Genomic DNA, 20,374 nt, shown 5'->3' on the forward strand with positions numbered 1-20,374 from the left:
CGACGCAACAATGGCATGCAGTCGCTGTCGAGACAAGGCGAATCCGGGGCGTCGCCCGGATTCGCGCAAGTATCAAACCTCCAGCCACTCTTTGCGAGTGGTGGCGTCGGCACGGAGGCTGTCCGGCGTGCCGTCGAACACGATGCTGCCGTGGCCCATCACGAGTGCGCGGTCGGAAATCTGCATCGCGATGGTGAGCTTCTGCTCGATCAGCAGCACCGAAATGCCCTTGTCCTTGAGCGTACGCAGGTACTGCCCCACCAGCTCGACGATCTTGGGCGCGAGGCCTTCGGTGGGCTCGTCGATGATGATGAGGTCGGGGTCGCCCATCAGCGTGCGGCACAGCGTGAGCATCTGCTGCTCGCCGCCCGAGAGCACGCCCGCTTCAGTGTGCTGGCGTTCCTTCAGGCGCGGGAACATGGTGTACATGTCGTCGAACTGCCAGCGGCTGCCCTTGCCCGTGCCCTTTTGCCCGAGCAGCAGGTTCTGGTGCACCGTGAGCTTGGGGAAGATGTCGCGGTTCTCGGGCACGTAGCCGATGCCCAGGTGGGCGATCTCGTAGGCCTTCTTGCGCAGGATGTCCTGCTCTTTCCAGCGCAGCGTGCCTTCGGCATGCACCAGGCCCATGATGGCCTTGGCGGTGGTCGAACGGCCCGAGCCGTTCCGGCCCAGCAGCGCGACGATTTCGCCGGGGCCGACGTCGAAGGAAACGCCATGCAGCACATGGCTCTTGCCGTAGTAGGCGTGGATGTCGTGAAGCTTCAGCATGTCAGTGTCCCGCCCCTTGTGCGTCGGCCACTGAGGACCCGAGATAAGCCTCCTGCACACGCGCATTGGCGCGAACTGCAGCGGGCGTATCGAAGGCGATGACTTCGCCATACACCACCACCGCGATCTTGTCGGCGAGGCCGAAGACCACGCCCATGTCGTGCTCCACCGTCAAGAGCGTCTTGCCGACCGTCACATGCTTGATGAGCGAGATGAAGTGCGAGGTCTCGGTCTTGCTCATGCCGGCCGTGGGCTCGTCCAGCAGGATCACGCCGGCACCGCCCGCGATCGTCACGCCGATTTCCAACGCGCGCTGCTCGGCATAGGTGAGGTTCACCGCATGCACGTCGCGCTTGCGCTCCAGGCCGATCTGCTTGATGAGCTCCTCGGTGCGCGCATTGGCGTCATCGAGGTTCGAGAGAAAGCGCAGGAAGGTGTACTTGTAGCCCAGGCTCCACAGCACGCCGCAGCGCAGGTTCTCGAAGACGCTCAGCTTCGGGAAGATGTTGGTGATCTGGAAGCTGCGCGAGAGGCCCAGCCGGTTGATCTCGTAGGGCTTCTTGCCGTCGATGCGCTCGCCGTTCAGCAGCACCTCGCCGTTGGTGGGCGTGAGGCGACCGCTGATCAGGTTGAACAGCGTCGACTTGCCCGCCCCGTTCGGGCCGATGATGGCCACGCGTTCGCCGGCGTTTACCGCCAGGTCCACGCCGCGGATGATTTCGGTCTTGCCGAAGTTCTTCCGCAGCGCCTTCAATTCCAATGCGTATTGCGCGCTCATTTACGCCGCCTCCCGACGTTTGATTTCTGCTTCTATTTCTTCCTGCGCGCGACCCCAGACGCGCACGAAGCGGCGTCGTGCCACTTCCAGCGCAGCCAGGCCGATCGCCAGGATCACCGCCGCGCCGAGCCAGCTGCCCACGCCTGCCGTGTCGAGCGCCACGCCGAAGAAGTTCAGCGTCGGGCCCATCGCCGCGTTGAGCTGGATGTGATAGATCATCTCGATGAGCGCAGCCGCGCCGATGACCACCGGAACCAGCGCCACCGCGATGGCGAGATACAGCAGCCAGAAGCGGTCGAACTTGCCGAACTTGGCCACGCGCAGGTTCATCATGATCAGGCTCGCGATGCCGCCGGGGGCGAACATCACCATGAACACGAACACCAGGCCGAAGTACAGCTGCCAGGCCTTCGACAGCTCCGACAGCAGGATCGATGCGAACACCAGCAGCACCGCGCCGATGATCGGCCCGAAGAAGAACACCGCGCCACCCAGGAAGGTGAACAGCAGGTAGCCGCCCGAGCGAATCGCATTGAGGCTGTCGGCCGCGTTCACGATCTCGAAGTTGATCGAGGCCAGGCCGCCGCCGATGCCGGCGAAGAAGCCCGCGATGATGAACGCGAAGTAGCGCACGCGCTGCGTGTTGTAGCCGATGAATTCGACGCGCTCCGGGTTGTCGCGCACCGCGTTCAGCATGCGGCCGAGCGGCGTGCCGGTGAAGGCATACATGAGCGCGGTGCAGACGAAACAGTACGCGGCGATCAGGTAGTACACCTGGATCTGCGAACCGAAGTTGAAGCCGAAGAAAGTCGGGCCGTACACGCGGTCGGTGGTGATGCCGCCCTCGCCGCCGAAGAAGCTCGGGAACATCAGCGCCATCGAGGCCACCAGTTCGCCGATGCCCATGGTGATCATCGCGAAGGTGGTGCCCGACTTCTTGGTGGTCACGAAGCCCAGCAAGATTGCGAAGAACATGCCGGCGAGGCCGCCCACCAGCGGAATGAGCACCAGCGGAATCTGCATGCCGCCCTTCGCGCCCATGTTCATCGCGTGGATCGCGAGGAACGAGCCAAGGCCCACGTACACCGCATGGCCGAAGCTCAGCATGCCGCCCTGCCCCAGCAGGATGTTGTAGCTCAGGCAGATGATGATGAGGTAGCCCATCTGCGAGAGCATCGTGAGCGCCAGGCTGCTCTTGAAGAGCAGCGGCGAGACGATCAGCACGACGGCGAACAGCGTCCAGATCAGGTAGCGCCCGATGTTCCAGGGCTTGAAGCGGTAGTACTGCGTAGAAGTTGCTGTGGTCATGAGGTCAGTCCTCCCGGGTTCCAAGAAGACCCTTGGGCCGGAAGATGAGGATCAGCACCAGGAACAGGTACGGCAGGATCGGTGCGACCTGCGAGATCGTGAGCTTGAGGAGCTCATAGCCGAAGGTCTGGTCGGTCACCGTCATGCCGATGGCGCGAAGGCCGGTGGCCAGCGACTGGTCCATCGCAACCGCGAAAGTCTGGATGATGCCGATCAGCAGCGACGCGAGGAACGCGCCGGCCAGCGAACCCATGCCGCCGACCACCACGACCACGAAGATGATCGAGCCGACCGAAGCCGCCATCGCGGGCTCGGTGACGTAGGTGTTGCCGCCGACCACGCCCGCCAGGCCCGCGAGCGCGGCGCCGCCGCCGAACACCAGCATGAACACGCGCGGCACGTTGTGGCCCAGCGCCTCGACCATGTCGGGGTGCTTGAGCGCCGCCTGGATCACCAGGCCGATGCGCGTGCGCGTGAGCAGCAGCCACACCGAGATCAGCATCAGCACCGCCACCAGCATGATGAAGGAGCGCGACTTCGGGAACTGCGTGCCGTAGAGCGAGAACAGCGGACCTTGCAGTTGCGTCGGCAGTCCATAGGGCACGGTGGAGCGGCCCCAGGCCAGCTGCACCAGTTCGAGGATGAGGTACGAGAGGCCGAAGGTCACCAGCAGCTCGGGCACATGGCCGAACTTGTGGACCCGGCGCAGGCTATAGCGCTCGAACGCGGCACCCAAGAGGCCCACCAGCAGCGGCGCGATGAACAGCGCCGGCCAGAAGCCGATGATGTTCGACAGCGTGTACGCGATGTAGGCGCCGAGCATGTAGAAGCTGGCGTGCGCGAAGTTGAGCACGCCCATCATGCTGAAGATCAGCGTAAGGCCAGAGCTCAGCATGAACAACAGCAGGCCGTAGCTGACGCCGTTGAGCAGCGAGATGACGAAGAATTCGACGTTCATCGGTCTTTCGGATGCGTGAAAAAGAAAGAGGCCCGAGTGTTGAAGTCGGGCCTCGACCGGTCAGGCGACGGCGGCGGTCAGGAAGCCGCGGTGCCGGGTCGCTTCATCTGGCACGTCGTCGGGGTGCTCGAGACATAGGGCTCGTAGTACTTCACCGGGGCCAGCGTGTAGCCGGTGTTTTCGGGGCTGTACGGGTTCTTGGCGTCGGCCTTCTGCCAGCGCGTGATCCACAGGCCCTGCTGAAGCTGGTGGTCAGCCTTGCGCATCTCGACGTCGCCGTTGAAGCTCTTGAACTTCATGCCTTCCATCGCGGCCGCGACCTTCACGGGTTCGGTCGACTTGGTGCGCACGAAGGCTTCGCTCAGCATCGCGTACACCGTGTAGATGTCGGTGGTGTACAGGTCGTCGTTGAACTTCTTCTTGAACTCGTTCATCAGCGGCTGCACCGGGCCGGGCGCGTTGTAGTGGCTGTAGCCCACCTGGTAGACCTTGCCGTCCGAGGCCGCGCCCATGGCGGTCGGCGTGCCGTTGGTCACGGCGTAGTAGGTGTAGAACTTGACGTTCAGGCCCGAGTCGTTGGCCGACTTGATGAGCAGCGCGAGGTCGGAACCCCAGTTGCCGGTGATGACCGTGTCGGCGCCCGATGCCTTGATCTTGGCGATGTACGGTGCGAAGTCGCGCACCTGGGCGAGCGGATGCAGGTCGTCGCCGACGATTTCCACGTCGGGGCGCTTGGACTTGAGGTTTTCCTTCGCGTACTTGGAAACCTGTTGGCCGTGCGAGTAGTTCTGGTTGATCAGGTAGACCTTCTTGATGTCGGTCTGGTCCTTCATGAAGGTGGTGAGCGCCTCCATCTTCATGGAGGTGTCGGCATCGAGGCGGAAGTGCCAGTAGCTGCACTTGCTGTTGGTGAGGTCCGGGTCGACCGCCGCGTAGTTGATGTACAGCACTTCCTTGCCCGGGTTGCGGGCGTTGTGCTTCTCGAGCGCATCGATGATCGCGAGCGCGGGGCCGGAGCCGTTGCCCTGCACCACGTAGCGCGCGCCCTGGTCCATGGCCGAGCGCAGTGCGCTGGTGGTTTCCTGCGGGCTCAGCTTGTTGTCGATGCCGATGACTTCGAACTTCACGCCGGCCGCGTTCTTCTTGTTGAATTCTTCGGCCAGGAACTGGAAGGTCTTGAGCTGGTTCGTGCCCACCGCGGCCATGAGGCCCGAGAGCGGGTCCAGCCATGCGATCTTGACGGTTTCACCCTTCTGGGCCAGAGCACCGGTGGCACTCGCGGCAAGGATGGCGGCGGTAGCGATTTTCAGAGCGAACTTCACGATCTATATCTCCTGGTCAAACCGAATCAAAAAGCCTTGCACGAGCGTACAAGCGTTCGCAGCCCCTCCCCTCAGGGAATGCCCGTAAGGGGGTGGCCGCAAAGGCCCGTTTCTATCGCGCAGGCGACAGCGCATTTCTCCAATTGCTACCCGCCGGTAGAGCGTTGCTACCACCGAGTAGGAAATGCGTTCACAAAGACGCCTAGGGGCGCTTCATCTGGCAGGTCGTCGGCGTGCTCGCCACATACGACTCGTAGTACTTCACGGGGACGTTCGTGTAGCCGGTGTTCTCGGCGTCGTAGGGGTACTTGGCGCTCGCCTTCTCCCAGCGCGAGATGTACAGGCCCTGCTGCAACTGGTGGTCGGCCTTGCGCATCTCGACCTCACCGTTGAAGCTCTTGATCTTCATGCCCTCCAGCGCGGCCGCGACCTTGACCGGGTCGGTCGACTTGGTCTGGACGAAGGCTGCATCGAGCAACGCGAACGTGTGATAGATCGACGACTGCGTGAGGTCGTCGTTCATCTTCTTCTTGTAGCCGGCGAGCAGCTTCTGGATCTCGCCGCCCATGTTGTAGTGCGCATAGGCCACCGTGTAGACCTTGCCGGCCGAGGTGGCGCCCATGGCCGTGGGCGTGCCGGCGCCCGGCGCGTAGTAGGTCAGGAACTTGACGTCCAGCCCCGAGTCGTTCGCCGCCTTGATGAGCAGCGAGAGGTCGGAGCCCCAGTTGCCGGTGATGACCGTGTCGGCGCCCGAGGCCTTGATCTTGGCGATGTAGGGCGAGAAGTCGCGCACCTGCGCGAGCGGATGCAGGTCGTCGCCCACGATCTGGATGTCGGGGCGCTTGACCTTCAGGTCTTCCTTGGCGAACTTCGACACCTGCACGCCGTGGGCGTAGTTCTGCCCGAGGATGTAGACCTTCTTGATGTCGGTCTGGTCCTTCATCCAGGTGGTCAGCGCCTCCATCTTCATGGAGGTGTCTGCATCGAGGCGAAAGTGCCAGTAGCTGCACTTGCTGTTGGTGAGGTCGGGGTCGACCGCCGCGTAGTTCAGGTAGAGCAGTTCCTTGCCCGGATTGCGCGCGTTGTTCTTCTCGATGGCATCGATGATCGCCAGCGCCGGGCCCGAGCCGTTGCCCTGGGTGATGTAGCGCGCGCCCTGGTCCTGCGCCGAGCGCAGCGCGGCGGTGGTTTCCTGCGGGCTCAGCTTGTTGTCGATAGCGATGATCTCGAACTTCACGCCCGACGCATTCTTCTTGTTGAACTCTTCGGCCAGGAACTGCGTGGTCTTGAGCTGGTTGGTGCCCACCGCGGCCATCAGCCCCGACAGCGGGTCGAGCCAGGCGATCTTGACCGTTTCGCCCTTCTGGGCGAAGGCGGCGGTCACGCTCACCAACATGGCACAAGCAGCGACTGACTTGAGAGCAAATTGCATGAAGAGTCTCCTGGATGAATGGCGGGTATGAGGCGGGATGCCAGCGTACAAGCGCCCTTTTCTTCGCCGCACAGGGATTGCCCGCAAGGAAGCCCGCCGGAGCGGTCTTCCTATCGCGTGCGCGACAGTGCGGCGGGGCCTTGGCGGTGCTTCAGAGCGTTGGCAACTTGTAGTCCTTGAGCAGTTCGCGCAGCTTCGTTTTCAGGATCTTTCCGGTCGCGCCGATCGGAATGGCCTCGACGAAGACCACGTCGTCGGGGATCTGCCACTTGGCGGTCTTGCCTTCGTAGAACTTGAGCAGTTCCTCGCGCGTGACTTCGGCGCCGGGCTTCTTCATCACCGCGATGATCGGCCGCTCGTCCCACTTCGGATGGAACACGCCGATGCAGGCGGCCATGGCCACGGCCGGGTGCGCGACGGCGATGTTTTCGATTTCGATGGAGCTGATCCACTCGCCGCCGGACTTGATCACGTCCTTGCTGCGGTCGGTGATCTGCAGGTAGCCCTCGGCGTCGATGGTGGCGACGTCGCCGGTGGGGAACCAGCCGCGGCCCTGCGCATCGGGAATGAGCGGATCGCCGCCCTCGCCCTTGAAGTACTCCTTGACGATCCACGGTCCCTTGACCAGCAGGTCGCCGTAGGCCTTGCCGTCCCAGGGCAGCTCGTTGCCGTCGCCATCGACGATCTTCATGTCGACGCCGAAGATCGCGCGGCCCTGCTTCATGCGGATCTGCAGCTGCGCCTCGGGCGACAGCGACTCGTGCTTGTTCTTGAGCGTGCAGAGCGTGCCCAGCGGGCTCATCTCGGTCATGCCCCAGGCGTGCAGCACCTCCACGTTGAACTTCTGCTGGAACGCCGTGATCATGGCCGGCGGGCAGGCCGAACCGCCGATGACGGTGCGGTTCAGTTTGCTGAATTTCAGGTCGCCCGCCTGCATGTGGCCGAGCATCATCTGCCACACGGTGGGCACGCCGGCGGCGAAGGTCACGCCTTCTGATTCGATGAGTTCGAACACCGACTTGCCATCGAGCGCGGGGCCTGGGAACACGAGCTTGCAGCCCACCAGCGCCGCCGAGTACGGAATGCCCCAGGCGTTGACGTGAAACATCGGCACCACCGGCAGCACCGAGTCGCGCGCCGACAGGCGCATCACGTCGGGCAGGGCCGCCGCGTACGCGTGCAGCATGGTCGAGCGGTGGCTGTAGAGCGCGGCCTTCGGGTTGCCCGTGGTGCCGCTCGTGTAGCACATGCTCGAGGCGGAGTTCTCGTCGAAGCTGGGCCAGTCGTATTCATTGGACTGCGCACCCATCCAGCTTTCGTAGCTCACCAGGTTGGGAATGCCGCTGTCGGCCGGGAGCTTGTCGGCATCACAAAGCGCAATCCATTTCCGGATCGTGGGGCACTTGGCATGCACCGCCTGCACCAGCGGCAGGAACGTGAGGTCGAAGCACAGGATCTGGTCTTCGGCGTGGTTGGCGATCCAGGCGATCTGGTCGGGGTGCAGGCGGGGGTTGATGGTGTGCAGCACGCGGCCGCTGCCGCTCACGCCGTAGTACAGCTCCAGGTGCCGGTAGCCGTTCCAGGCCAGCGTGGCGATGCGGTCGCTGAAGAGCAGCTGCTCGCCATCGAGCGCATTGGCCACCTGCCGGGCACGCGATGCGATCCCGCCCCAGGTGGTGCGGTGAATATCGCCTTCGACACGGCGCGAGACGATCTCGCCATCGCCGTTGTGGCGCTCGACGAACTCGATCAGCGACGAGATCAAAAGCGGTTGGTCTTGCATCAAACCCAGCATCTACGGACTCCTAAAAGAAATGACTTCATGAAAGCTTGCGAGCAACAGATTCACGCAAGCTTCGGCCACTTCCACAATGACACAAACCCGCACTGCTGAATTGAACGAAGCGGCTCTTCAAGGGACGTTCACCGGTGTGATCTTTGCAGCCGTCGGCGTGGCGTCGAGCAGCATCTGCGAGGGCCAGGCACCCCATGTCGCACCAAGTTCGGGCGTGTTCGGGTCGCCCTTGCGCATGAAGGCGCCGACGCTCGCCATGACGGCGTTGGACAAGGCGACCCGCCCCGGCTGATTGGCCTTGCCGCCCATCACGTTGCTCAGCAGCGAGCCGTTGAAGTTGCCGAACACGAAAGGCAGGTCGAAGGCGTGCGCAGCGCCGTACACGTCGTTCCACGGTGCGGCCTCCTGCGACCAGTCGAGGCGGTAATGCCAGATGTTCGACTGGCGCGTCTTCATCGTATTGAGCAGGTTGTCGCGGTTGGCGCCGAACAGGCCCTGCGTGATGGCGTCAGTCGCCGCGTTGTAGCCGACGCCTGCCTTGTCTACCGGAAGGTAGGACGAATCGATGATGTCACCCACCGCGAGCGTGGGGGCGGCATCGGGGTCGAAGTTGAACATCATCGAAAAGCGCTGAGCGTCGGTGACGATCCAGCCCGCCTTCGGAAAGCCGATCGTGCCCAGCAGCGATGCGAACAGCTTGCCCTCGTCGCGCGTGTTGCCGGCCAACAGGGGCACCTTGACGTAGTTGTCGGCCGCAATGGCGCCGATCGGATCGACCGGCAGCACCGTGCCGTCGGGAATGGGCGCAACGCTGCCCAGACCGTTCGCAACCACCGTGGTCAAGAGCGCGCCGGCCTCCTGCGCACGCATGTAGTCGGAGATCTGGGACGGTGTGCGCGTGCCGATGTAGGCCTTCGCGGCTGCCGCGTCGGGCACGGTGCCGTCCGCCACGAGCAGTTTTTCCAGGATCGCCTGGCCCTGCGCCAGAGATGCCGAGGCCGGTGCGAGCGAGGGCAGCGTGCGCGCAGGCAGGTTGCTCGCGAGCGAAATGCCTCCGCTCATCTCGAAAGCCTTGTGGAACAGTCCCTTGGCCATCGGCGAAGTCATTACCGCCAAAAGGTTGGTTGCGCCGGCTGACTCACCCGACAGCGTGACGTTGCCCGGATCGCCCCCGAAGTTCGCGACATTGCTCTTGATGAAGCGCAGCGCCGCCATGTTGTCCAACAGCGCAAAGTTGCCCGAGTCGTCGCCCGCGGTGCCGCCCGGGCGCAGTTGCGGCATGTTGATGAAGCCCAAGACGCCCAGGCGGTAGCTGGCTGTAATGACCACCGCATTGGTGTTCCGGGCCAGCGTGGCACCGTCGTACAACGGATCGGCTGTGTAGCCCGAGATGTTGCTGCCGCCGTGAATGAACAGCAGCACCGGCAGGTTCTTCTCGGTGGTGGCCGGGCGCCAGATGTTGACGAACAGGCAGTCCTCGCTGCCGACCGGTTTGCCCAGGTTGGTGCCGATGGTGGCGTCGTAGGTGTTGCTGGTGCCCGGGCTGAAGAGCCGGCCGATCTGCAGGCAGGCGTTGCCGAACTTCGCGGCCGGGCGAATGCCGCTCCACGCCGCGGGCTCCACCGGCGCGCGCCAGCGCAGGGCACCGACCGGCGGCTGCGCGAACGGAACGCCCTTCCAGAACCAGGTGCCCGTCCTGGCGCTGTCGTCCACGCCCTCGATCTTGCCGGCGGTGGTCTGGCGGACCATGGGGCCGTCGGCGGCCGGGGGCGGTGCGGCGGGCGGCGGGGGCGCCACCGGAACGATCGGTGTGAAGGTAAAGCCGGAATCCGAGCCGCCGCCGCAGGCGGACAGCGCAATGCACGCCGTCACGGCCATGGCGCGCGCTACTGCGCCTGCCGCCGTTTGCCTGGTCGGGTCCTGGTTTTCCGTTGTCTCTGTATTCATTTGTTTGTCTCCACACCGGGTTAATCGGAATTCCTGCGCCGGTGTCCGGCGGCCATACTCCGGCCGACCGGACCCGCCAGAAAATTCTAGAAACGGACCGCGTTTCCCCCGCTATCGCAAGCGAGCCAATTCAATGACTTCAGGAGCCTCCATGCCGCATGCCCAGCGCCGCCCGCAACGCCGGCCGGACGGCGCCCGGCAGCAACCGGAACTGCGGACCAGCTCGGCCGCCTGGCTCGAAGGCGTGCTCTCGATGTTCGAGTCCGAGGGTCTGGACGTGCCCTCGCTGCTGCGCGAGGCCGGCTTCGATCCCGACTCCCTGCACCGGCAGAACGCGCGCGTGCCGGTCGACGAAATCTCCGTGCTCTGGCAACTGGCCGTGGCGCGCGCCGACAAGCCCACGCTGGGCCTGCATCGCGACCTGGCCGCCACGCACAGCAAGCTGGGCACGGTCGGCCACGCCATGTCGTGCAGCGCCGACCTGAGTGCGGCGTTGACGCGGCTCACCCGCTACATGGCGGTGATCTCGGACGCCACCGCCTTCGCGATGCAGCCCGAGGCGCGCGGCTGCTGGATGGTGATGGAGCACACCGGCGGCAGCCTGCCGATTCCGCGCCAGCGCGTCGAATACGCCTTGCTGACCGTGCTCATGCAATGCCAGTGGCTCACCCGCCGCGAACTGCAGCCGCTGGCGCTGGAGTTCGTCTACCCGCCGCCGACCGACGACCGGCTGCACCGCGAGGCCTTCGGTTGCCCGATCCGCTACAACGCGCCTGCCAACCGCCTCTTGCTGTCGGGGGCCGACATGGCGATGCCGCTGCCCACCTATCACCCCACGCTCGGCGAGATGCAGGAGCACCTGCTGGACGACCAACTCAACCTGCTGGGCCAGACCACCACCAGCACCCTGGTGTGCGCAGAAATCGCGCGCCGGCTGCCGCATGGCGAGCCGCGCCGGCAGGACGTGGCCGCGGGCCTCGGCCTTGCCGAGCGCACGCTGCAGCGGCGGCTGCAGGAGGAGTCGGTGTCGTTCCAGTCGCTGCTCGACCGCACTCGCCGCGAACTCGCGCAGCAGTACCTGGCCGAAGACCGCCACACCCTTACCGACGTCGCGGACATGCTCGGATTCGTCGACAGCAGCAACTTCTTCCGGGCCTGCAAGCGCTGGTTCGGCCTGCCGCCCGCGCAATACCGGGCGCGGATCTGGGATACGCCCGCGCTGGCCCACTGAATCGTTCCGGGCGCGATGGCCCGCATGGCAAGGGGTTACGCCCGGTGCCGGACAATCCGGACATGAGCCTGCTTGCTGAAGACACGGACGTCGCGGACCTGGGATTGCGCTGGAAACCTGGTTTCGCGGCTCTCGGCCCCGCCTTTCTCACCCACCTGCGCCCGACTCCCCTGCCCGATCCGTACTGGGTCGGCCACAGCGATGCGGTGGCGCGTGAACTGGGGTTGCCCGCCGATTGGCGGCAATCGGACACCACGCTCGCGGCGCTGACCGGCGGCCTGCCTGTAGTCGGCACCAACCCCTTCGCCACCGTCTACAGCGGGCACCAGTTCGGCGTGTGGGCCGGCCAGCTCGGCGATGGCCGGGCGATCATGCTGGGCGAAACCGAAGGCGGGCTCGAGTTGCAACTGAAGGGCGCGGGCCGCACCCCCTACTCGCGTGGCGGCGACGGCCGCGCGGTGCTGCGCTCCAGCATCCGCGAATTCCTCTGCAGCGAGGCCATGCACGGCCTCGGCATCCCGACCACCCGCGCGCTCAGCGTGACCGGCTCCGACGCCCGCGTGTTCCGCGAAGAGCCCGAGAGCGCCGCCGTCGTGGCCCGCGTAGCGCCCAGCTTCATCCGCTTCGGCCATTTCGAGCACTTCGCAGCCAATCAGCGAGAAGACGAGCTGCGCGCCCTCGCCGACTACGTCATCGACCGCTACTACCCGGCCTGCCGCACCACCGACCGCTTCAACGGCAACGCGTATGCCGCCTTCCTCGAAGCCGTGAGCGAGCGCACCGCCGCCCTGCTCGCCCAATGGCAGGCCGTGGGCTTCTGCCACGGCGTGATGAACACCGACAACATGAGCATCCTCGGGCTCACCATCGATTACGGGCCGTTTCAGTTCCTCGACGGCTTCGATCCACGCCACATCTGCAACCACAGCGACACCAGCGGGCGCTACGCCTTCAACCAGCAGCCGAACGTGGCGTACTGGAACCTCTTTTGCCTCGCGCAGGCGCTGCTGCCGCTGATCGGCGACCAGGAAGTCGCCGTCGCCGCGCTGGAGTCGTACAAGACAGTGTTCCCGAACGCCTTCGAGGCCCGCATGCGCGCCAAGCTCGGCCTCGCCGATGCGGCCGAGGCCGACCGCGCGCTGATCGAAGGCGTGCTCAAGCTGCTGGCGGCGGGCAAGGTCGACTACACGATCTTCTGGCGCCGCCTCTCGCAGTACATGGCCGACGGCAACGCGGAGCCGGTGCGCGACCTGTTCCTGGACCGCGCGGGCTTCGACGCCTGGCTGCTCTCATTTTCAGAGCGCCATGTGCAGTCGGTGCGTTCGGAAGCCGCCGATCTGATGCTTCAATCGAACCCGAAATACGTGCTGCGGAACCACCTGGGCCAGCAAGCCATCGAAGCGGCTGCGCAAAAGGACTTCTCGGGTGTGGCAACCTTGCTGACGCTGCTCGAAACCCCATTTGAAGAACACCCCGGCGCCGACGCATACGCCGGCTTCCCGCCCGACTGGGCCTCCACGATTGAAATCAGCTGCTCATCATGACCACTCCCGTACAGAAAACCGACGCCGAATGGAAAGCCCTGCTCGCTGAAAAAGGCGCGGAACCCGCCGCCTTCGAAGTGACCCGCCACGCCGCCACCGAACGCCCCTTCACCGGCAAGTACGAAGCGCACTGGAACGACGGCACCTACCACTGCGTGTGCTGCGGCGCCAAGCTGTTCGAGTCGGGCACCAAGTTCGACGCCGGCTGCGGCTGGCCCAGCTTCTCGGAAGAAGCGGTGCCCGGCGCCATCAAGAACATCGTCGACCGCTCGCACGGCATGGTGCGCACCGAGAATGTCTGCGCCAATTGCGGCGCACACCTGGGCCACGTGTTCCCCGACGGCCCGACGGAAACGGGCCTGCGCTATTGCATGAACTCGGCGTCGCTCGATTTCCAGAAAAAATAAATGAAACTGATCCTCGACTTCTTCCCGATCCTGCTGTTCTTCGGCGCCTACAAGCTCGCCGACATCTACACCGCCACCGGCGTGCTGATGGCCGCCACCGTGGTGCAGATGGCCGTCATCTATGCGATGGAGCGCAAGCTGCAGGCGATGCAGAAGGCCACGCTGGTGCTGATTCTTCTGTTCGGCACGCTCACGCTGGTGCTGCACGACGACCGCTTCATCAAATGGAAGCCCACCGTGCTCTACGGCGCGATGGCGATCGCGCTGGCCGTGGCGCTCTGGGCGCTGAAGAAGAACTTTTTGAAGATGCTGCTGGGCTCGCAGCTCGAGCTGCCCGACCGCATCTGGGGTCGCCTGAACGTCGCGTGGATCGGCTACTGCCTCTTCATGGCGCTCATCAACGGCTACGTGGCGGCCTATTTCACCACCGAGGCTTGGGTCAACTTCAAGCTCTGGGGCTATGTGTTCCCGATCGTCTTCCTGGTGGCGCAGGGCCTGTACATCGCGCCGCACCTGAAAGAAGACAAGCCGACCGCATGACGAGCACGACCACTCCCTTGCCGACGCCGGCCGCACTTGAAGCGGCACTGCGCGAAGCGCTGGCTCCCACGCAGCTCGAAGTGATCGACGAAAGCGCCGCGCACGCAGGCCACACGGGCGCCAATGCGGAGGGCTACGGCACGCATTTCCGGGTGCGCATCGCCTCCCCGCTCTTCGATGGGAAGCCTCGCGTGGCGCGACATCGCCTTGTGTATGATGCCCTCCAAGTTTTTATCGCACAGGGTCTGCACGCCATCGCCATCGAGGTGCTCTGAGTCGTCCGTACTGGTTGCACGGGGTTGCACGCGGTCTTCGCCGCGATGCCCCAGCCCTCTTTCTTCCCCCTTTTGTTCGTCTCTCTCCGCTTTCTTTCACGCGCCTTTTCCTACACGCGCACTTTCTCCCCAGCCTGATATTCATTCCATGAAAAAACACATCTTGCAGGCCGTCGCGGCCGCAGCGCTGATCGGTGCCATTCCCATGGCGGCTCTGGCGCAGAACGCAGCCATCGTGAACGGCAAGCCGGTGCCCAAGGCCCGCATGGACGTTCTGGCGCAGCAACTGGCCGCCGCAGGCCGCCCGGTGACGCCGGAAATGCAAAGCCAGCTGCGCGAGGAAATCGTGGCCCGCGAAGTGTTCATGCAGGAAGCGCAGAAGCAAGGCCTGGACGCGAACGACGACTACAAGAATCAGCTCGAACTCGCCCGCCAGGCCATCCTGATCCGCGCGCTGTTCGATAACTACCGCAAGACCAACCCGGTCTCGGACGCCGACGTGAAGGCCGAGTACGACAAGTTCGTCGCAGCCAACGGCGGCAAGGAATACAAGGCCCGCCACATCCTGGTGGAGACCGAGGACCAGGCCAAGAAGATCATGGCCGACCTGAAGAAGGGCGCCAAGTTCGAAGACATCGCCAAGAAGCAGAGCAAGGACCCGGGATCGGGCGCCAACGGCGGCGATCTCGACTGGGCCAACCCCGCGAGCTTCGTGCCCGAGTTCTCGGAAGCGATGATCAAGCTCAAGAAGGGCGAGACCACGCCAGCGCCCATCAAGACGCAGTTCGGCTATCACATCATCCGCGTGGACGACATCCGCCAGGCGCAGCTGCCGAAGCTGGAAGAAGTGAAGCCGCAGGTCACGCAGCAGCTGCAGCAGCAGCGCCTGCAGAAGTACCAAGAGGAACTGCGCGCGAAGGCGAAGGTCGAGTAAGCCTCGCGCTTTTTCCCCCCATAAAAAAAACGGCCTGCGGGCCGTTTTTTTTATGGGGCTGCCGCAGCAGCCTTCAGGTGATCAACCCACCCACTTGCGCGCGTTGCGCCAGATCTGCATCCAGGGGCTGAGCTCGCTCCGGTCGCCCGGCGTCCAGCTCATCTGGATGTTGCGGAACACGCGCTCCGGGTGCGGCATCACGGCGGTGAAGCGGCCGTCTGGCGTGGTCACCGAGGTCAGGCCGCCGGCGCTTCCGTTCGGGTTGAACGGGTACTGCTCGGTGGCGTTGCCGTGGTTGTCCACGAAGCGCATCGCCGCGATGGCCTTGGCTGCGTCGCCGCGGTGCTTGAAGTTGGCATAGCCCTCGCCGTGCGCCACCGCGATCGGCAGGCGGCTGCCGGCCATGCCTGCGAAGAAGAGGCTCGGCGATTCGAGCACCTCGACCATCGACAGGCGCGCCTCGAAGCGCTCGCTCTGGTTGGTGGTGAAGCGCGGCCAGGCTTCGGCGCCCGGGATGATGTCGGCCAGCTCGGCGAACATCTGGCAGCCGTTGCACACACCAAGGCCGAAGGTGTCTTCGCGGCCGAAGAAAGCCTTGAACTGCTCGGCCAGCTTCGGGTTGAAGGTGATGCTGCGCGCCCAGCCGATGCCGGCGCCCAGCGTGTCGCCGTAGCTGAAGCCGCCGCAGGCGACCACGCCCTTGAAGTTGGCGAGGTCCGCCCTGCCCGTCTGCAGGTCGGTCATGTGCACGTCGTAGGCTTCGAAGCCCGCTTCGGTGAAGGCATAGGCCATCTCGACATGCGAGTTGACGCCCTGCTCGCGCAGGATCGCGACCTTGGGGCGCGACTGCAGGATGGCGGGCGCCAAAGGCTGTGCGTTCGGCAGGAACACATGCATGCCGGGGTCCGAAACTTCGCCGGCCGCGGCGTGCTCGGCATCGGCGCAGGCCGGGTTGTCGCGCTCGCGGGCGATCTTCCAGCTCACCGAATCCCACACCTGATGCAAGTCGTGCAGCGATGCGCTGAACACCGACTTGGCATCGCGCCAGACTTCGAGCTTGCCCTTGCCCGCATCCATGGTCGAGCTGGCAGGCCGCGTCTTGCCGACGAAGTGGCTGTGCGCGCTGAGGCCGTGCGCGCGCAGCACCTGCATCACATCGTTGCGCTCTGCGGTGCGCACCTGCAGCACCATGCCGAGCTCTTCGTTGAACAGCGCCTTGAGCGTGAGCTCCTCGCGCCGCGCGCTGACCTGCTGCGCCCAGTTCTTGGCGTCGCCGGTTTCCATGCGGCTGTCGGAAATGCCGTCGCCTTCGGTGACCAGCATGTCGACGTTGAGCGCCACGCCGACGTGGCCGGCGAAGGCCATCTCGCAGGCGGTGGCGAACAGGCCGCCGTCGCTTCGGTCGTGCATCGCGAGGATCTTGCCGTCGGCACGCAGCGCGTTCACGGCGTTGACCAGCGCCACGAGCTGCGCCGGATCGTCCAGGTCAGGCACCGTGTCGCCGCTCTGGCCGAGCGCCTGCGAGAGGATGCTGCCGGCCATGCGGTGCTGGCCCCGGCCCAGGTCGATCAGCACGAGCGTGGTGTCGGCTTCTTCTGCGTCCAGTTGCGGCGTGAGCGTGCCGCGCACGTCGGCGAGCGATGCGAAGGCGGTGACGATCAGGCTGACCGGCGAGGTGACCTTCTTGGCCTCGTCGCCGTCCTTCCACTGCGTGCGCATCGACAGCGAATCCTTGCCGACCGGAATCGACACGCCGAGCGCCGGGCACAGTTCCAGGCCCACGGCCTTGACGGTCTCGTACAGCGCGGCGTCTTCGCCGGGCTCGCCGCAGGCGGCCATCCAGTTGGCAGAGAGCTTGACGCGCGAGAGTTCGATCGGCGCGGCCAGCAGGTTGGTGATGGCCTCGGCCACGGCCATGCGGCCGGAGGCCGGCGCGTCGAGCGCGGCCAGCGGCGTGCGCTCGCCCATGCTCATGGCTTCGCCGGCGAAGCCCTTGTAGTCGGCCAGCGTCACGGCGCAATCGGCCACGGGCACCTGCCAGGGGCCGACCATCTGGTCGCGATGGCTCATTCCGCCCACGGTGCGGTCGCCGATGGTGATGAGGAAGCGCTTGGAAGCGACGGTCGGATGCGCGAGCACGTCGATGGCGGCCTTCTGCAGATCGACGCCAGTGAGGTCGAGCGGTTTGAAGGTGCGGGCGACGGTCTTCACGTCGCGGTGCATCTTGGGCGGCTTGCCGAGCAGCACGTCCATCGGCATATCGACCGGCTGGACCGCTGCGCCTTCGTCGGCGACCAGCAGCTGGCGCTCTTCGGTCGCCACGCCGACCACCGAGAACGGGCAGCGCTCGCGCTCGCAGAAGGCCTTGAACTGTTCGAGCGACTCCGGCGCGATGGCCAGCACGTAGCGCTCCTGGCTTTCGTTGCACCAGATTTCCTTCGGTGCCATGCCCGACTCTTCGAGCGGCACGGCGCGCAGGTCGAAGCGCGCGCCGCGGCCGGCGTCGTTGGTCAGCTCGGGGAAGGCATTGCTCAGGCCACCCGCGCCCACGTCGTGGATCGCAAGGATCGGGTTGGCCGCGCCCTGCTGCCAGCAGTGGTTGATGACCTCCTGTGCGCGGCGTTCGATTTCGGGGTTGCCGCGCTGCACCGAGTCGAAGTCGAGTTCGGCCGCGTTGGCGCCGGTCGCCATCGAGCTGGCGGCGCTGCCGCCCATGCCGATGCGCATGCCGGGGCCGCCGAGCTGGATCAGCAGCGAGCCGGCGGGGAACTGGATCTTCTTGGTCTGGGTCGCATCGATGCTGCCAAGGCCGCCCGCGATCATGATGGGCTTGTGGTAGCCGCGCTGCACGGTGTCGAGGTCGCTCGTCACCGCCTGCTCGTATTCGCGGAAGTAGCCCAGCAAGTTGGGCCGGCCAAATTCATTGTTGAACGCGGCGCCGCCGAGCGGCCCCTCGGTCATGATTTGAAGCGGGCTGGCGATGTGCTCTGGCTTGCCGTAGTGGCCGCCGTCCTTGCCGTAATCGGGCCAGAGCTTCGACACCGTGAAGCCGGTCAGGCCCGCCTTGGGCTTGGAGCCGCGGCCGGTGGCACCTTCGTCGCGGATCTCGCCGCCTGCGCCGGTCGAGGCGCCGGGGAACGGGGAAATCGCGGTCGGGTGGTTGTGCGTCTCGACCTTCATCAGCACATGGCTCAGGGCGCTATTTTTCTGATAGCTCTGCGAATCGTCGGCCGGAATGAATCGCTCGATGGTCGCGCCTTCCATCACCGAGGCGTTGTCCGCATAGGCGATGACCGTGTGCTGCGGGTTCTGTTTCTCGGTGTGGCGGATCATCGAGAACAGGCTCTGCGGCTGCGCCTTGCCGTCGATGGTGAACTGGGCGTTGAAGATCTTGTGGCGGCAGTGCTCGCTGTTGGCCTGCGCGAACATCATCAGTTCGACGTCGCTCGGGTTGCGGCCCAGGCGCGTGAAGGCTTCGACGAGGTAGTCGATCTCGTCTTCGGCCAGCGCCAGGCCGAAGCCGGTGTTGGCAGCGACCAGGGCCTGGCGGCCGCCCGTTTGCACATCGACCTGTGCCATCGGCTGGGCCGGCAGTTCGCTGAAGAGGCTGGCCGCCTGCTCGACGGTGGCGAGCACCGATTCGGTCATGCGGTCGTGCAGCGGGCCGGCCACGGCGGCGAGCGTGTCGCCTTCGATGACGGGCGTCTTGCCGATCAGCGGCGACTTGAGCTTCAGGTGGTATTGCGTGACCCGCTCGACCCGGCGCAGCGCCAGGCCGCAGTTGTGGGCAATGTCCGTGGCCTTGGAGGCCCAGGGCGACACGGTGCCCAGGCGCGGCGTGACGACCACCGAAGTGCCCGCCTTGCCCGGCGCCTCGAAGGGCTCGCCGTAGGTCAGCAGCGCGGCGAAGCGGTCATGGCCGGCCGCGTCGATTGCGGCATCGGTGACCACCAAGTGAACGAAACGGGCCGAAATGCCCTCGATGCGCGGTTCGATGGCCTGAAGCTTCGGCAGCAGCTGCCGTGCTCGGAAATCGCTGAGTGCGCTGCCGCCCTCGAACAGGGTTACGACGGGAAGGGCTTGAGGTGCGGGCTGCGTCACGGTCGATGTGGGGCCTCGGGGGCCGCGTTGGGAATCAAGAAATCGAGGGCGGATGGCCGCTGACTGGGGCCATCCGCGTTAACCCGGGATTTTAGGCCAACGCCGGGCCACCCCAAGCGGGCCGCGCCCTCGGGGGCAGCGGGAACACGAAGTGTCCCGCGTTGGGGGCAGGCTCGTTCTCCGATGGGATAATTCGGGCCATGAGCATTACCTACAAAGACGCTGCGGGCATCGAAGCCATGCGCGTCGCCTGCCGCCTTGCCTCCGAGGTGCTGGACTACCTCACGCCCCTCATCAAGCCCGGCATCACGACCAACGACGTGGACCGGCTCGCCGCCGAATACATGGTCAAGCAGGGCACCACGTCGGCCACTGTGGGCTACATGGGCGCCAGCAGCGTGCCTTTTCCGAAGTCGCTCTGCACCTCGGTGAACCACGTGGTGTGCCATGGCATCCCGAACGACAAGCCCCTGAAGAAGGGCGACATCATGAATGTCGACGTCACCGTCATCAAGGACGGCTGGTTCGGCGACAACAGCCGCATGTACGTGATCGGCGACGCCTCCATCGCCGCAAAACGCCTGTGCAGCATCACCTTCGAGGCCATGTGGCACGGCATCCTGCAGGTGCGACCCGGTGCGCATCTCGGTGACGTGGGCCATGCGATCCAGAAGTTCGCCGAGGGCCAGGGCTTCTCGGTGGTGCGCGAGTTCTGCGGGCACGGCGTGGGCCAGCGTTTCCATGAAGAGCCCCAGGTGCTGCACTACGGCCGCCCGGGCACCATGGAAGAGCTCAAGCCCGGCATGATCTTCACGATCGAGCCGATGATCAACGCCGGCAAGCGCGACGTGAAGGAAGACTTCAAGGGCGGCCAGTACGACGGCTGGACCATCGTCACCCGCGACCATTCGCTGTCGGCCCAGTGGGAGCACACCGTGCTCGTCACCGAAACCGGCTACGAAGTGCTGACGCTCTCCGAAGGCAGCCCGCCGCTGCCCTCCTTCGTCACTTCGACAAAAACCTGACGCGCCGAA

The 20,374-nt window shown here is 65.2% G+C and carries 16 protein-coding genes; 7 read left to right on the forward strand and 9 right to left on the reverse strand.

Annotated elements, in window-relative coordinates; genetic code table 11:
• Positions 1 to 72: 72 nt before the first annotated feature.
• From QFZ83_RS13670 to QFZ83_RS13705, 8 genes are all read right to left on the reverse strand, one after another.
• Complete coding sequence (locus QFZ83_RS13670; RefSeq protein WP_307507232.1) at positions 73 to 768, reverse strand: ABC transporter ATP-binding protein; 696 nt, start codon at positions 766 to 768, stop codon at positions 73 to 75.
• Between the two features lies 1 nt (position 769).
• Positions 770 to 1,546 carry an ABC transporter ATP-binding protein gene (locus QFZ83_RS13675; RefSeq protein WP_307507234.1) on the reverse strand — a complete coding sequence of 259 codons (777 nt, stop codon included), beginning with the start codon at positions 1,544 to 1,546 and terminating at the stop codon, positions 770 to 772.
• The gene (locus QFZ83_RS13680; RefSeq protein WP_307507236.1) at positions 1,547 to 2,854 is read right to left on the reverse strand and encodes a branched-chain amino acid ABC transporter permease; all 1,308 of its coding nucleotides are present in this window, start codon (positions 2,852 to 2,854) and stop codon (positions 1,547 to 1,549) included. It abuts the gene before it with no gap.
• A gap of 4 nt (positions 2,855 to 2,858) precedes the next feature.
• A complete protein-coding gene (locus tag QFZ83_RS13685) occupies positions 2,859 to 3,812 on the reverse strand; it encodes a branched-chain amino acid ABC transporter permease (RefSeq protein WP_176657545.1) in 954 nt (317 codons plus the stop codon).
• Between the two features lie 77 nt (positions 3,813 to 3,889).
• A complete protein-coding gene (locus tag QFZ83_RS13690; protein WP_306879558.1) occupies positions 3,890 to 5,134 on the reverse strand; it encodes a branched-chain amino acid ABC transporter substrate-binding protein in 1,245 nt (414 codons plus the stop codon).
• 202 nt (positions 5,135 to 5,336) lie between these two features.
• Positions 5,337 to 6,566, reverse strand: a complete 1,230-nt coding sequence (locus QFZ83_RS13695; RefSeq protein ID WP_013541606.1) for a branched-chain amino acid ABC transporter substrate-binding protein — start codon at positions 6,564 to 6,566, stop codon at positions 5,337 to 5,339.
• Positions 6,567 to 6,717: 151 nt separating this feature from the next.
• Positions 6,718 to 8,361, reverse strand: coding sequence for a 3-(methylthio)propionyl-CoA ligase (locus tag QFZ83_RS13700; RefSeq protein WP_307507239.1), 1,644 nt, complete (start codon positions 8,359 to 8,361; stop codon positions 6,718 to 6,720).
• 117 nt (positions 8,362 to 8,478) lie between these two features.
• On the reverse strand, positions 8,479 to 10,308 hold the full coding sequence (locus tag QFZ83_RS13705) for a carboxylesterase/lipase family protein (RefSeq protein WP_307507242.1): 1,830 nt from the start codon (positions 10,306 to 10,308) through the stop codon (positions 8,479 to 8,481).
• 151 nt (positions 10,309 to 10,459) lie between these two features.
• Here QFZ83_RS13705 and QFZ83_RS13710 point away from each other — a divergent pair, with 151 nt between their 5' ends.
• From QFZ83_RS13710 to QFZ83_RS13735, 6 genes are all read left to right on the forward strand, one after another.
• A complete protein-coding gene (locus QFZ83_RS13710) occupies positions 10,460 to 11,539 on the forward strand; it encodes an AraC family transcriptional regulator (RefSeq protein WP_307507244.1) in 1,080 nt (359 codons plus the stop codon).
• Between the two features lie 62 nt (positions 11,540 to 11,601).
• The gene (locus tag QFZ83_RS13715; RefSeq protein WP_307507247.1) at positions 11,602 to 13,083 is read left to right on the forward strand and encodes a YdiU family protein; all 1,482 of its coding nucleotides are present in this window, start codon (positions 11,602 to 11,604) and stop codon (positions 13,081 to 13,083) included.
• The gene (gene msrB, locus QFZ83_RS13720; RefSeq protein ID WP_307507250.1) at positions 13,080 to 13,490 is read left to right on the forward strand and encodes a peptide-methionine (R)-S-oxide reductase MsrB; all 411 of its coding nucleotides are present in this window, start codon (positions 13,080 to 13,082) and stop codon (positions 13,488 to 13,490) included. Before QFZ83_RS13715 ends, msrB begins: the two co-directional genes overlap by 4 nt.
• Positions 13,491 to 14,030: a septation protein A gene (locus tag QFZ83_RS13725; RefSeq protein ID WP_013541612.1), complete on the forward strand. Its 540-nt coding sequence runs from the start codon at positions 13,491 to 13,493 to the stop codon at positions 14,028 to 14,030. It abuts the gene before it with no gap.
• Positions 14,027 to 14,305, forward strand: coding sequence for a BolA family transcriptional regulator (locus QFZ83_RS13730; protein WP_307507253.1), 279 nt, complete (start codon positions 14,027 to 14,029; stop codon positions 14,303 to 14,305). Before QFZ83_RS13725 ends, QFZ83_RS13730 begins: the two co-directional genes overlap by 4 nt.
• Before the next feature lie 148 nt (positions 14,306 to 14,453).
• Complete coding sequence (locus QFZ83_RS13735) at positions 14,454 to 15,239, forward strand: peptidylprolyl isomerase (protein WP_013541614.1); 786 nt, start codon at positions 14,454 to 14,456, stop codon at positions 15,237 to 15,239.
• Between the two features lie 81 nt (positions 15,240 to 15,320).
• Here QFZ83_RS13735 and purL read toward each other — a convergent pair whose 3' ends face one another.
• Positions 15,321 to 19,340 carry a phosphoribosylformylglycinamidine synthase gene (gene purL / locus QFZ83_RS13740; protein ID WP_307507255.1) on the reverse strand — a complete coding sequence of 1,340 codons (4,020 nt, stop codon included), beginning with the start codon at positions 19,338 to 19,340 and terminating at the stop codon, positions 15,321 to 15,323.
• A gap of 200 nt (positions 19,341 to 19,540) precedes the next feature.
• Between purL and map the strand changes: the two genes are divergently transcribed.
• Complete coding sequence (gene map, locus QFZ83_RS13745; RefSeq protein ID WP_013541616.1) at positions 19,541 to 20,365, forward strand: type I methionyl aminopeptidase; 825 nt, start codon at positions 19,541 to 19,543, stop codon at positions 20,363 to 20,365.
• Positions 20,366 to 20,374: the final 9 nt, after the last annotated feature.

The organism is Variovorax sp. W1I1, from assembly GCF_030815625.1.
In the GTDB taxonomy this organism is placed as follows: Bacteria; Pseudomonadota; Gammaproteobacteria; order Burkholderiales; family Burkholderiaceae_C; genus Variovorax; species Variovorax paradoxus_C.